The organism is Neobacillus sp. Fa239, from assembly GCF_055395235.1.
This window is the reverse complement of record NZ_AP041611.1, coordinates 690,560-704,271: the sequence shown is the minus strand read 5'-3', so window position 1 is coordinate 704,271 and position 13,712 is coordinate 690,560. Positions and strand designations below refer to the sequence as shown.

Below are 13,712 nucleotides of genomic sequence, written 5' to 3'. Positions count from 1 at the left end.
TCTCCCTCTAATAAGACAACCTATAGATTAAAAATCGTTCATTTGAATTATGTTCATATAAATCCGGCAATATAACTTCCTGTTTGAATTCAAAAGGGGTTTGATTTTCCAGAAAATAAATATAATCCTCTGAAGGGTAATATAAAACCAGTTCTATCTCCCGATGGGACTTCTCCACAGAAAGTAAGATATTCTTTATGATTCTCATAAAAATTTGGATGGTAAATGGATTAAAAAAGTAAAAGCAATTATCTAACGATCTAATTTCATACTCTTCCGCCAAGCAGCAATAAAAGTGTATTTTATTCTTGGCATCAATGTGTTTCTTAAGATAATTTTTTTGATTTTGGACAGCCTCTTGATAGAGAGCCTGGTTCATTTCAATGCCGGTCACATTGGCATTCCATAAATAATGAATATAAAAAATTAAACGTCCTTTACCACAGCCAAAATCAACGATATGATCACTGCTTTTCAATTCATATTGGTGAAATAAGGTTTCAAGGGCACTATAAGGTGTCGGCTCGTAGCGATGATAGTGCAATGAGGTTATAAATCCCTTTTGTTCTCCTCCCGTTTTGATATTCAGCACTCCATCTAAAAACTTTTCTTTCATTGCTTGACCTCTATTCAGGTGAAGTAGGATTCTATCTATTATGATAAATGATTTTTCTGAAATAATGCCAATAGATTTACTAAAAATTAAAAAATCATCAATTGAAATTAAAATTATCGGATTACTAATATTTTTTTAAAATAAAAAGATTGACAATAGTTTAATAATTTATTAACATCATAAATAAGTTAAAAACAGCTGAATAACTTATCCAGAGAGACTGAGGGACAGGCCCGATGACGTCCAGCAACCTTCATTAATGAAAGGTGCTAATTCCTGCAGAGTGACTTCATTCTGAAAGATAAGGTTGAGATAGAAAAGCCTCTTTCTGATTGAAGAAAGAGGCTTTTTCGTATATAGGTGCAAACAAAGGGGATTGATATAATGCTTGTTTTAGACGATGTACATAAAATTTATGGAAAAGGCAAAGAGAAAAAGGTAAGTGCCTTAAAAGGAATTAACCTTCGCGTTGAGAAAGGTGAAATTTTTGGTGTGGTAGGATTCAGCGGGGCAGGAAAAAGTACACTGATTCGTTGTGTAAATCTGCTGGAACGGCCATCTTCCGGGAAAGTGCTCATCAATGGAGTAAACCTTTTATCCTTGGCGCCAAAGGATTTACGCAAGCAGCGTAAAAAGATTGGCATGATCTTTCAACAATATAACTTATTAAATTCGAAAACGATTTTTCACAATGTGGCGATGCCGCTTATTTTAGAAGGCACACCTAAAAATGAAATTAAAGAGAAAGTCACAAAATTACTAGCATTTGTTGGCTTGGAGGATCGGATGAATCATTACCCAGATCAGCTGTCCGGTGGTCAGAAGCAAAGAGTTGGAATTGCCCGCGCGCTGACAACTGACCCTGATATTCTCCTATGCGATGAAGCTACATCGGCACTTGATCCAAACACGACCGAAGCCGTTTTAGAGTTATTACGAAAGGTACGAGATGAATTTGGCGTAACCATTTTAATGATTACCCATGAGATGAATGTCATCCGTGATATTTGCGATAAAGTTGCGGTTATTGAAGACGGGACCATCGCGGAGCAAGGATCGGTCATCGACGTGTTCACTGAGCCAAAAACAATGATCGCCCGAAGCTTTGTGAGGACCTTCTTAAACGATAATATTCCAAAGTCCGTACAAAAATTAATTAATGAAAGCAGCCAGTCAAGCTCCCATGGCATTTACCGAATTATTTTTAAAGGCAATTCAACCAATGTCCCATTAATCTCAAATACGGCAAAGCACTTTTCAATCGATTTAAATGTTCTTCACGGGATGGTAACAGAGCTTCAAGGTCAGCCATTCGGAAATTTACTTGTTGAATTCAAAGGTGATAAAGAAGAAATTCTTCGCGCCGTTCAGTATATTCGAGACAATGAAGCTGTTATTAAGGAGGTGTCTGAAGATGCCATTTGATTGGTCCTGGTTCTGGCCAGAGTTTTTAAGTTCAATTGATCAAACACTTTATATGGTCGTTGTAGCTCTGATTATTTCGGTCATTATTGGAATTCCAATAGGTGTGATTCTGGTAATTACAAGAGAGAACGGCATTTTGCAGAATAATATTCTATTCAATATTCTTAATGTCATTATTAATATCTTTCGATCCATTCCATTTATTATCTTAGTAGTGGCAATTATTCCATTTACTAGATTAATCGTGGGAACTGCAATTGGCACCACCGCGGCAATCGTACCGCTCGTGCTCTATACGGCCTTTTATATTGGCCGATTAGTAGAGAACTCCCTTCTCGAAGTCGATAAAGGCACTATTGAATTAGCGCAGGCATTGGGAGCAACTCCCTGGCAAATCATTTGGAGATTTCTTTTGCCGGAAGCACTTGGTTCGATCGTTTTAGCCTTAACCATCGCTACCATTGGATTAATTGGCGCATCTGCCATGGCTGGTGCTGTTGGTGGCGGCGGGATTGGTGATTTAGCGATTACTTATGGGTATAACCAGTTTAAAACCGAGGTTATGATCATAACCGTTGTAACCCTCATTGTAATGGTTCAGCTGGTTCAATCACTCGGCAACCTGCTCTCCAAAAAAATCAGAAGAAAATAATTGATGATTGAAGGTTATCCTTTTTCATAATAAAAAAACATATTAGGGGGAATTTCAAAATGAAGAAATATTTAGTTATTTTGTTAGGTTTATTTCTTTTGTTAGCTGGATGCAGTTCAAAAACCAGCTCAGACAGTAAAACGATTAAAGTAGGAACATCGAGTTCAGAAACACCTACATGGGAATTAGTTAAAAAGCTGGCAAAAGATAAAGGGATTGACATCCAAATTGTAAAATTTGATGATTATGTCCAGCCAAACCTTGCTTTGGACAGCGGCGAAATCGATTTGAATGCATTCCAAACAGTCGTCTATTTTGATAACTTCAGAAAACAGCGTAATCTAAAATTATCTGCTGTCGGTACCACTTCTATCTGGCCAATGGGGATCTACTCTAAAAAAGTTAAAAACATCAGCGAAATTAAAGATGGAAACCAAATCATTATTCCGAAAGACCCTACGAATCTAGGAAGAGCACTCTTATTAATGCAAAAATCTGGATTGATAACGTTAAAACCTGGTTTTGATGGATCAGGCGGTTTAGAAAATATCGCAAGTAATCCACATAATCTAAAAATCACTCCTGTAGATGCAGGACAAACACCACGTGGCTTAGACGATGCTGCTGCTTCGATTATCAACTGTGATATGGCGATCAACGCTGGCTTAAACCCAACATCTGACCCAATTTTTAGAGAAGATGCTTCAAATAAAGCATATGTAAACATTATTGCTAGCCAAACAAAACACAAAGATGACAAAGCAATTAAAGAAATCGTTGATATCTACCATTCCAAAGAAGTAACAGACTTTATCAAACAACACTTCAAAGGGGCAGCTGTTCCTGTCGTAAAACCAATTTCTTATCTTGATGGGTACAAACAAAATTAGTAAAAAAGGGGTCAGTCCCCCGGCGCTTTAAAGCGCCGGGGGACTGACCCCTTTTATAAAACTGCTATTTTTCAGCATGTCTTTCTTCGATTCTTGCTTCTATTTTTTCCAATGCTTTTAGATCTCCTTTAATTTCCTGCTTATTATCTATAACCAATTCTTTAAAACTTAATTTACGTTTTCTCATCGAATTCTCCACCTTTCTTTGATTCTATTATATACATGGTGGAAACGATAGAATCGCTAGATTTATTACAATTTTTTGAACTTTTAAGCAAAATATAAAGCCTAGTTTTTTAGACTAGACTTTTTGTTTGTTCTGTATAGTTAACTTGCGATATTTTTATGTGGTTTAGTATCGGAATTGTCTAATGGAACACGATTTCCCATTTTAAAGATATAGAAACATGCCACTACGATTGCAAGGAAAATCAACCCAACAAATAAGGATAAACGGGTTCCAGGGTTAAAGTACATTCCCACTAAAACAGTTACTAAAAATACCATTGTTGCATAGTTACTGATTGGCGCAAGAGGCATTTTAAACGGATGGCTTGCCATTTGATCTGCATGCTCTTTTCTAAATTTCATCTGACTAATAATTAGTACAAACCAAGGCACCATACCTGGTAGAACGCTGGCACTATAAACATAAAGGAATAATTGCGGCGGAGCGAAATAGTTTAACACAACTCCAAACACTAATCCGATGAGGGTTGCCCAAATACATACGGTTGGAACTCCGTTTCCTGAAACTTTTGCAAAGCTCTTCGGAGCTTGCCCATTCATTGCAAGTGTATAAAGCATCCGTCCTGCACTGAAAATACCGCTGTTAGAACCGGACATTGCTGCTGTAATAACAACAAAATTGATGATACCTGCTGCAGCTGTAATACCAATCTTAGCAAAGGTCGAAACAAACGGGCTTCCGATTGTTCCTAGTTGATTCCAAGGATAAACGGTAACAATGATAAAAATAGCACCAATATAGAAAATTAATATACGCCAAATGATATTATTAATCGCTTTTCTCAAAGTCTGGGTTGGATTTTTCGCTTCACCTGCGGTAATCCCTATAAGTTCAACCCCTTGATAAGCTCCAACAACAAGAGATAATGCAAAGAAAAATCCTTTAAAGCCGCCTGTGAAAAAGCCGCCATGTTTCCAAATATTCGATAATCCAAGAGCATGTCCATGATTTCCTAAACCAAAAAAGATCAAGCCGATACCCGCAATAATCATAAGACCAATTGTTACGACTTTAATAAGTGCAAACCAGAATTCAAATTCTCCGTAAAATTTAACGGACACTAGGTTTGCAGCACCTAGGATGACCAATGCAATCGCACCCGGAATCCATTGAGGCAGATGAGGGAACCAATAATTCATGTACATTCCTATTGCCGTGATTTCGGCAATTCCTACTGCAACCCATTGGAACCAATAACTCCAAGCCGTCAAGTAACCAGCCAATGGATGAATATACTTATGGGCAAAGGTCGCAAACGATCCGGTGGTTGGATTTAAATAGAGCATTTCTCCCATTGAACGCATGATAAAAAAGATAAAAACACCAGCAATTGCATAAGCCAGCATTACGGATGGGCCTGTCCATTTAATCGTACTTGCTGAACCCATAAATAGCCCAACACCAATGGTACCGCCCAAGGCAATCATCTCAATATGCCTTGCCTCTAGTCCTCTTTGTAATTCCTTATTTGACACGTAAATCCCCTCCTGATGCAATAATTGATGTTTACTAAGAACGAATTCATGTTTATTACTAGCCACAATTCGCCGATGATAAATTCCTTTTTTCTTGGTAGATGTTTCAACTTTCAGCAAAAAAACATTTTGGACAATCAAAAAAATAAAACATAGCAGCTAATATGTATGGACCACCTCCTTAAAAGTAATACTTCACAAGGAAACGCCTACACTTTAATTTGAATGAAAACCTGCAGATATATCTTTTTTGATGATTGAATCCTTACACTATTTTCACTATAAAAATATAAATTTGTAAATAATTCATATAAATTAAATATTTCACAATAACTATTTTATACAAAAAAATTGGCAGTGTGAAGGCTTTATATTATAAAAAATAGTAAACTTTCAATTTTTTATATTATTTTAGAAAATTTGCAATAAAAAGGGGTCAGTCCCCCGCTACGTTAAAGTTTTAACGTAGCGGGGGACTGACCCCTTTCATCATTTTTGGTTTTTCCAATAGTCATAAATGGCTTCTTTTATTATTGTATTTATATCGCTCTTTTTTTGCTTGGCGATCCATTCAGCTTGGTCGATGGGCAAAGTTAATTTTAAATTGACTTTTTCATTGGGCATTTCATATTTTCTTATTTCTTCTATTGTGATGCCTTCATCGAGCTTTGGAAAGGATTCATCGCTTTCTTTTACGACCTGAAAATCTGGATATTCTTCAACATCATCAATATCACAATATAAATGAAGACGTGGCACCCCACCTGAAAAGCCTTGAGGCTGCATAATCGTATTGAATATCCTTCCATCCTCTAATTCTATTTCTAAAATAAGATTTTCCTCATGTCCATATTTTCTTAAAACAACCTCACTAACAACCATACCCAATTCCATTGAATATCCTGAACTAGACTCAAAGATATAAATCACACTCTTAAATATATGAATATCGGTGCCATCAATCTTCACCGATTTAATCTCAACCATATTAACTCCTTTCCCGGGGTCAGACCCCCGCTGCTTTAACGCATTACTTCACTGGGGGTCTGGCCCCGCTACCTCCCCACTACCGCTAAGGTTGATAATGGTTTTATTTCTGTATTTTCAGTGATCTGGTTTAATTCGTCGATTTGAGCTAATAGTAAGTCTTTCATTTTTTGCGGCATGTCAGGGATTTTGACTATTTCTTTTGGATATAGGTCCCTTGTCATGGCGACTTCCCATTGGCCATCCTGTAAATCGGAGGAATATATTTCGGTATCCTTTGTAATGGTCCAGCTCGCTTCTGAGATGGCTCGTTTAATATCAATAGGTGTAAAAAGAGTTCTAACATTGGATGCACTGATGGGTTTATAGCTTTCACACAACGCTTGAATCATGACGGCTTTATAGTGTGCAAGTTGTTCCGGCATTGCCACATTCGAACTCCATTCTGCTATGCAAAGCTTCTTTCCCCAAGCTCTTACCCGCTTCAGGATGGCTGTCAATTCCTTGTAAGAGGATAAATACCATAAACAATGCGACAAAACGATATAATCAAAGACATCATTTTGAAAAGCAGTCCCATCTTCCAATATATTAAAATTAAAATCCATTCTTATATTACTACCTATCTCTGAGTCTAATAGCTTTTGGCGAGCTTCCCCTAATGTAATTGGCGCTCCATAGCTTTCCGGGGCAATATCAACCGCATGAACAAAGCCCTCCTTACCTACTGTAAGGCTAAGTGCCGCCGTGGTATCGCCTTGGCCGCATCCAACTTCAAGGATTTTTGCTCCTTTTTCTATATTCCAAGAATCAATCAATCTTAGGCGATGTGCTGTCTGGATTCTTTGGATTTGTGCCGGAGCTTCGTCCAATTTCATGGACTGAATTATTTTATCAATCATCATTCAACCTCATATCATATCCATATTTTTCTCAATCTTATTATAAAATTAGCACTTATTCAATAACAGCAAAAAAGAGATTCCTTTTAAGAAATCTCCTTTAAAATAAAAGAAATCATCTTTTCAAATACGTCATTCCAGTTTTTCGTTTGAGCTACCTGTTTTCGAAAAAGGTTCTTACTTTCTTGATTCTTATACAGTTCTAATTTTTCACATGCCATAATAAATTCATTTGGTTCATTATGATCCAAATGAGTATAGACAAAATCTTCTGCATGTTTTTTGGTAGACGGCAAATTCACCCCAACAACCGGTTTTCCTGATGCCAGGAATTCAAATAATTTTAATGGGAATACCGCCTTATTATATTGAGAGGGCTTGTAAGGCATGATACCAATATCGATTAAGTTCATATATTTAGGGACTTCTGTTGGCTGCACACTGTCTATCCATAATACATTGCTTTCAGCTAATAATTTTTTGAAAACAGAATCTTGATTCGTTCCATCTGGTCCTACAAATAGAAAAAGCCACTCTCTTTTTTGCCTCGCCACCTTTTGGATCAGTTCAAAATCAAGCTTCGGTTTAATTCCTCCGATAAATCCTAGAACGGTCCCGTTAAATCCTTCTGGAAGAAGGCCCTCTGCCCGGTTTTGCTCATAAGCAAACAAATCGAATTCAACACCATTTTCAAATGTAAAAATCTTTTGGCTTGTACCAGTTTTTTCTACGATTCGCTCGTGTAAAAATTCTGAAGTGCAAAAGATGATATCAGCACTTTGAATAATCCGATTTTCTGCTTTTGCAATAATGCTCTGTCTAAGGGTAGATAGGACAGAATTTTTCCCATGGATGGGCGAGGCCCATAAGTCACTGCAATCATAAACGACTCTGTTCCATGTAAAGAGATCCGCAAGTAACGGAAATCCTGGAAAGGTGTACCATAAATGAATCGCATGCATTTCTTGGGCCAGTTTTAAATATAACAGCAAAGAGAGCAATTTTTCTTTATAAAATCCGTCCACATAACGGCCAAAGCGGAAGACTTTATGTGGAAGCAAATCCTGAATCGACCATTGTTTAATCCCGTTCGGCAGCGTAATAAAAGGAATTTCATATTTAGTAGGTGACGGACATAGCCAAATTACCTCTTCCGTATCTGGATGATGCTGAAGAAATTCCGCAAAACGATGCCTCCTATAACGCAGCTGATCGGTTCCCCACTCAGATGTGGCTACAATGATGTGTACATTTTTCATCTGGCTCCACCCTTTTTAAATTCTCTTCGCTACGGCATAGTAAGCATAATGGGAAAAACACCATAAAGCTTTTAGCAAATTCAGCTTCTCTATTTTACGGTACACAAACCAATTCATTTTCGCCGCTTTCCATTTGTTCTTTGAAATAGAAGGATTTCCAATACGATACTCAGCCAAATTTTCATTCAGCCCGTATGCCACAAACCCCTTCTTCAATATGGAGAGCCAGGTGGCTAAATCCTGCCTTGTGCGGATGTTTGGCATTTGAATCGATCCTACTTTGTTCAGATCAATCATGACTGTTAGACATCCAACAATCGTATTCTTTAACATATCCCCATATGTAACCTGTTCCGGTGCTGAAACTTGTTTATGTAAATAGACACCTTCATGGGTGATGAATTCATAGCCCGTAAACGAGAATGCATAGTCATTCGTCTGCATGAAGGAAAGCTGCTTTTCTAATTTTTCAGGCTTCCAGCAATCATCACTGTCAAGAAAAGCGACAAAGCTCCCTTTTGCCTGAGTAAGAGCAAAATTTCTTGCCACCGCGGCACCGCTATTTTCCTTTAAAAAATGGACTTTGATTCTTGGCTCAACATTTGCGTACCGATTTAAGATGTTCGGGGTTTCATCTGTTGAGCAATCATCCACAATAATCAATTCCCAGTTTTGATAGGATTGCATTCTAACAGATTCGATAGTTTGGTCTATAAACCTACTAGCATTATAAGAAGGCGTAATAATGGATATCAGTGGCTGCTGTGGACTCATATTGATCCCCCCATTAATAAGGCCGTTCCCGCACCAGTTCAGGAATGACTAACCATAAAAAGCTGATTGTAACACCCAACAACACACCTAAAACAGCTCTCTCTTTTAAGTTGAAGGCTTGATTCTCTGAATTTAAAGCTTGATTGTCCGGTGATTTTAAAACCATGGCCGGTTTGATATCATTTTGTTCGGTCTTTAGGTCAAATAAGAATCGCTGCTGGTCAACCATTGCATCTGGACCTACTTTTTCATTTTTTAATGCATCGATTGATTCTTGAACGATTTTCTGTTTTTGTTGTAATTTTTCCTGATCCATCGCTAAAAAGGCGTTTGAAATCTCATTCAATACCTCTACTGCACTTTCCCCATCATACGTTAGATCGATCATATTATCGGACACAGCTGTTACATGGAGGTTCGTCATAATCTCCACCTGCTTTTGCTCCCATAAGTTGGCTAAATTTTCTTTATAAAAAGGAGCATTCGTTAATAAAACGATGACACGCTTAGGATCATTCATATCTGGATTATTATAGCTTCCAAGAGTAAGAGTCGCTTCAGCCGCATAGCTTGATGACTCTTTTCCGACCGGTAGCAGCCAGCCGATTGCACCTAGAAGAATGGGAATCGCTATTAATATCCAAAAGTATTTCTTACTTTTATCTTTCAGAGTTTGAATCATGAGTGTCATTTAAACCAAGCTCCTTTTCTTCTTGAAGATGGCCTTTATAGACAGAAACCGTTGAGATGACTAATCCAAGTAATACCCAATGGAAAAAGAGGTTGCTGATAGAACTTGGGCTGATACTCGAAATTAAAAATCCGATTAACCCCATCATACATGCTTCAAGCAGCCCTTTTTGCTCCCGGCTGTTTCCTGCCTTGTAATATTTAAATAGACTGATAAAAAGATAGACATACATGGTAACGTACCCAAGCAAAATAATCATCCCATAATTGCCCATAATTTCAGCCAGCCAATTATGCACTTCCACTACATGGTTTGTTGGAAAGATGGATTCGTTTTTTAAGTAAAATGGAATATTACCGGCACCAACACCAAATCCAAACGTTTCAAGTGTAAAATGAAGGGTATTTTTCAGTAAATTGATCCTTGCTACATTCGACGAAAGAATTATATTACTTTGGGAAGAACCTGAAGCAATCAGCAATCCATCCAACAAATGAAGTACTTTATGAAAAAAAACAAATCCACCAGCCAGGATCACGACAGAACTGATGACCGCCCCTGTTTTCCTTAAATACTTCGGAAGAAGGATAAAAAGATAAGCGATTAATCCAATAATGATACCGAGCAAACTTGCCCGTGATTCTGTCAAATAAATGATATAGACACAGAGAATGGCAAGCAGTAAACTGGCCGTTTTTAAAAATACATTTTTTCCATTTTTTGTATAAGATAAATAAAAAAAGAAGGATATCGTTAAAAATGTGGCAAAATCATTTTGATTAAAGAACACAGCTGTCGGATACGACAATTTTGCTGCAGAACCTCTGTACAGTGTTGAAGTTGGAAGCTGTATATGGCCAAAATGATTCATTAATCCGATACCTAATAAAATGATGGTCATAACCATCCAAATCCCGTAAAACAGCATTAATCTGGACATTCTTCTAAATGTAAATACAGCCAGAAACACAAATGAAATTCCCAATCCCAATAGAAATAAGGCTTTAATTCCTTCTATAATCGATTTTGCCCATAGAAGCGAGACGGCTCCATAAGCCATCCAAAAGATCAGAAATAGCAGAATCCCCTTTACATTCACCCCATGCCAATAATGCGGGAGATTTCTTTCTTTCATAATTTGTAAGATAAAGAGAATCATGGCAGCTATTAGAATTATTCGGTACAAAAACAAACTAAAGAATCCAATATGAAGGTTTAAAACAGATTGATTCAGGAAAGTTGTCATCACCATTAAGTACATGACCTTCGGGAACAGCTTTGTACGATTCATATTGATTTTTAAGAGTACGAATAAAACAATTACTGCCCAAATCCCCAGAAAAACAACCGCTTCTTTTTTCATTTCAACAAGTGAATAGGCTAGTGCTAGTCCTATGATGAGGAGTGCTGATACACCTGTTGTCTTTTTAACCAGAAGATTACTCTGCATCCAACTTCCTACTCCCTTTTCACTCTATCCATTAATTAGCTGCGATTGTTTTGCCCTGTTTGAAAACTGGATCGTCTCTTGTAACCCTTCAAAAAGTTCCACAGCGGGTTCCCAATTCAACAGTTCTTTTGTAGCTTCTTTTTCAAGAATACTGTTACGAATATCACCTTGACGGCTTTGTTTATAGATCGGATTCAGATTAGTACCGGCCGCTTTGTTCATCATTTCGAATAATTCATTAATGGAAATACATGAGCCGGATGAAACATGGACACTTATATTACCAGTTGCATTGAGCGCTTTTACATTAGCCGCTGCAACATCCTTTACAAATATAAAATCCCTTGTTTGCTCCCCATCCCCAAAAATGACGGGTGAGACATTTTCAGACAGGCGGTCGGCAAAAATGGCCACAACTCCCCCTTCACCTTTTGAATCCTGTCTTGGTCCATAAACATTGCTATAGCGCAGAATACTATATGGCAATTGATAGAGTTTGCTAGACAGCTTCAAATAATTTTCCACGGACAACTTTGCAAGTCCATAAGGTGATTCCGGCCTTGTTGGGTGATTAAGCGAAATGGGTAAGGCAACAGGATCTCCATACACAGCTGCTGAAGAGGCAAAAACAACTCTTTTTACCTTTGCTTTAATGGCCGCTTTGATAATATGAAGAGATCCCCTTATATTTACTTTTTCATCAAAGAGTAGGTCCTTTACGGACTCCGCCACACTTACTTGAGCAGCTTGATGAATAATATAATCAGGACGAAGGGAAGTGATTAACTTCATTACGCTAGGATGAGTGATATCGTGATTATATACTTCAATAGGAAGCTGCTCGATGTTTTCGGTGCGCCCTGTTGAAAAATTATCGATAATCGCAACTTGATAATCATTACGGAGTAATTCCTCCACAATATGAGAACCAATAAACCCCGCCCCGCCTGTTACAATCACTTTTCTCATCAGAAAGATCCTCCTAATTAGCTTTTGAGATGGTTGAATCATTAAGAACGGCTTTTCGTCCCACGGAAAAATAGGTAAATCCTTTACTCTCCATCGTAGTTAAATCAAAGAGGTTCCGCCCATCCACAATCAGCGGCTGATTCATTAATTGCTTTACTTTCTCTAAATCTAATTTTTTTACTTCCTGCCAGTCTGTTAAAATAATGCACGCATCGCTATTTTTTACCGTTTCATATACATCTTCTGAATACGTGCATTGATACCCAAGCAGCTTTTTTGTTTCTTTTATGGCAATCGGGTCGAACGCCTGGACATTTGCCCCCTGAACAGATAGGTAAGGAATAATATCCAATGCCGGAGATGATCTGATGTCGTTGGTATCAGGCTTAAAAGCTAACCCTAAGACACTAATGGTTTTGCCTTTTAAAGAGCCTAAGGCATTGACAAGTTTTTTAACCAATTGAACCCGTTGACCTTCATTCGTTTCGATGACAGCTTTTATTAATTTAAAGTCGTATCCGCAATCTTCTGCTATATGTAGTAGTGCTGCCGTATCTTTTGGAAAACATGAACCGCCAAATCCGACACCTGCCTGTAAAAATTTATTGCCAATTCGGCTGTCTAAACCAATTCCTTCAGACACTTTCGTCACGTCAGCCCCAACGCGTTCACAAATATTAGCGATGTCATTAATAAAGGATATTTTAGTGGCTAAAAAAGCATTGGCCGCATATTTGATTATTTCCGCTGTCTCCAGAGAGGCTTTTACGATATTCGATGTAAAAGGCTTGTGTAGTTCAGAAATAATTTGAAACGCACTTTCGCTCGTTGCCCCAATTACAACGCGCTCCATATTCATTGTTTCCTGAATCGCAGCCCCTTCGCGTAAGAATTCAGGATTTGAAACAATATCAAAAGGATGTTTTCCATTTGAATATTCACAGATAATGGATTCCATTTGTCTTCCTGTCCCGACGGGTACGGTACTTTTCGTAACAATCACTTTGTAACCATTTAAATTTTCCCCAATCGCTTTGGCCACTTGTTTCACATAGGTCAAATCTGATTTACCGGAAGATGTCATCGGGGTACCAACAGCAATAAAAATCACTTCAGCGTCACTAATGGCTTGGTTGATATTGTAGGTAAATTGAAGTGTCCCTCTTCGGACATTTTTATCGACAAGTGCTTTTAATCCAGGCTCATATATGGGCATAACGCCTTGCAAAAGATCATTTATTTTCAATTGATCAATATCGCAGCAAGTGACCTGATTCCCAGCGTCAGCAAAACATGTACCAGAAACGAGTCCTACATACCCCGTACCAATGACCGTTATTTTCTTCATTTTCATCCTTCCCCCTACATTTCC

At 37.9% G+C, this 13,712-nt stretch carries 14 protein-coding genes and 1 riboswitch; of the genes, 3 read left to right on the top strand and 11 right to left on the bottom strand.

What is annotated here, in order from left to right; all coding sequences use genetic code 11:
• Positions 1-7 precede the first annotated feature (7 nt).
• On the bottom strand, positions 8-616 hold the full coding sequence (locus tag ACZ5XR_RS03260; protein WP_464500278.1) for a methyltransferase: 609 nt from the start codon (positions 614-616) through the stop codon (positions 8-10).
• Between the two features lie 204 nt (positions 617-820).
• Positions 821-924: riboswitch (SAM riboswitch) on the top strand.
• Between the two features lie 76 nt (positions 925-1,000).
• Between ACZ5XR_RS03260 and ACZ5XR_RS03255 the strand changes: the two genes are divergently transcribed.
• Genes ACZ5XR_RS03255 through ACZ5XR_RS03245 form a run of 3 tightly spaced genes read left to right on the top strand, consistent with a single transcriptional unit; the run spans position 1,001 to position 3,583 of the window.
• Entirely contained in the window at positions 1,001-2,041 is a 1,041-nt protein-coding gene (locus ACZ5XR_RS03255) for a methionine ABC transporter ATP-binding protein (protein ID WP_464500277.1), read from the top strand.
• Positions 2,031-2,693, top strand: coding sequence for a methionine ABC transporter permease (locus ACZ5XR_RS03250; RefSeq protein WP_464500276.1), 663 nt, complete (start codon positions 2,031-2,033; stop codon positions 2,691-2,693). Before ACZ5XR_RS03255 ends, ACZ5XR_RS03250 begins: the two co-directional genes overlap by 11 nt.
• 59 nt (positions 2,694-2,752) lie before the next feature.
• A complete protein-coding gene (locus ACZ5XR_RS03245) occupies positions 2,753-3,583 on the top strand; it encodes a MetQ/NlpA family ABC transporter substrate-binding protein (RefSeq protein ID WP_464500275.1) in 831 nt (276 codons plus the stop codon).
• 64 nt (positions 3,584-3,647) lie between these two features.
• Here ACZ5XR_RS03245 and ACZ5XR_RS03240 read toward each other — a convergent pair whose 3' ends face one another.
• The 10 genes from ACZ5XR_RS03240 to tuaD form a co-directional block, all read right to left on the bottom strand.
• The gene (locus ACZ5XR_RS03240) at positions 3,648-3,770 is read right to left on the bottom strand and encodes an FbpB family small basic protein (protein WP_464500274.1); all 123 of its coding nucleotides are present in this window, start codon (positions 3,768-3,770) and stop codon (positions 3,648-3,650) included.
• Positions 3,771-3,910: 140 nt separating this feature from the next.
• Positions 3,911-5,308 (bottom strand): amino acid permease, encoded by a 1,398-nt coding sequence (locus ACZ5XR_RS03235; protein WP_464500273.1) that lies wholly within the window; start codon positions 5,306-5,308, stop codon positions 3,911-3,913.
• 489 nt (positions 5,309-5,797) lie between these two features.
• On the bottom strand, positions 5,798-6,295 hold the full coding sequence (locus ACZ5XR_RS03230) for a hypothetical protein (protein ID WP_464500272.1): 498 nt from the start codon (positions 6,293-6,295) through the stop codon (positions 5,798-5,800).
• Between the two features lie 68 nt (positions 6,296-6,363).
• Entirely contained in the window at positions 6,364-7,200 is an 837-nt protein-coding gene (locus ACZ5XR_RS03225; RefSeq protein ID WP_464500271.1) for a class I SAM-dependent methyltransferase, read from the bottom strand.
• Positions 7,201-7,283: 83 nt separating this feature from the next.
• Positions 7,284-8,456, bottom strand: coding sequence for a teichuronic acid biosynthesis protein TuaH (gene tuaH, locus ACZ5XR_RS03220; RefSeq protein ID WP_464500270.1), 1,173 nt, complete (start codon positions 8,454-8,456; stop codon positions 7,284-7,286).
• 15 nt (positions 8,457-8,471) lie between these two features.
• The gene (gene tuaG, locus ACZ5XR_RS03215; RefSeq protein WP_464500269.1) at positions 8,472-9,230 is read right to left on the bottom strand and encodes a teichuronic acid biosynthesis protein TuaG; all 759 of its coding nucleotides are present in this window, start codon (positions 9,228-9,230) and stop codon (positions 8,472-8,474) included.
• A 13-nt stretch (positions 9,231-9,243) separates the two neighbouring features.
• Entirely contained in the window at positions 9,244-9,921 is a 678-nt protein-coding gene (locus tag ACZ5XR_RS03210) for a hypothetical protein (protein WP_464500268.1), read from the bottom strand.
• The gene (gene tuaE / locus ACZ5XR_RS03205; RefSeq protein WP_464500267.1) at positions 9,890-11,371 is read right to left on the bottom strand and encodes a teichuronic acid biosynthesis protein TuaE; all 1,482 of its coding nucleotides are present in this window, start codon (positions 11,369-11,371) and stop codon (positions 9,890-9,892) included. Before tuaE ends, ACZ5XR_RS03210 begins: the two co-directional genes overlap by 32 nt.
• A 24-nt stretch (positions 11,372-11,395) precedes the next feature.
• Entirely contained in the window at positions 11,396-12,340 is a 945-nt protein-coding gene (locus tag ACZ5XR_RS03200; RefSeq protein ID WP_464500266.1) for an NAD-dependent epimerase/dehydratase family protein, read from the bottom strand.
• A 13-nt stretch (positions 12,341-12,353) separates the two neighbouring features.
• Positions 12,354-13,688, bottom strand: coding sequence for a UDP-glucose 6-dehydrogenase TuaD (gene tuaD / locus ACZ5XR_RS03195; RefSeq protein ID WP_464500265.1), 1,335 nt, complete (start codon positions 13,686-13,688; stop codon positions 12,354-12,356).
• Between the last annotated feature and the right edge of the window lie 24 nt (positions 13,689-13,712).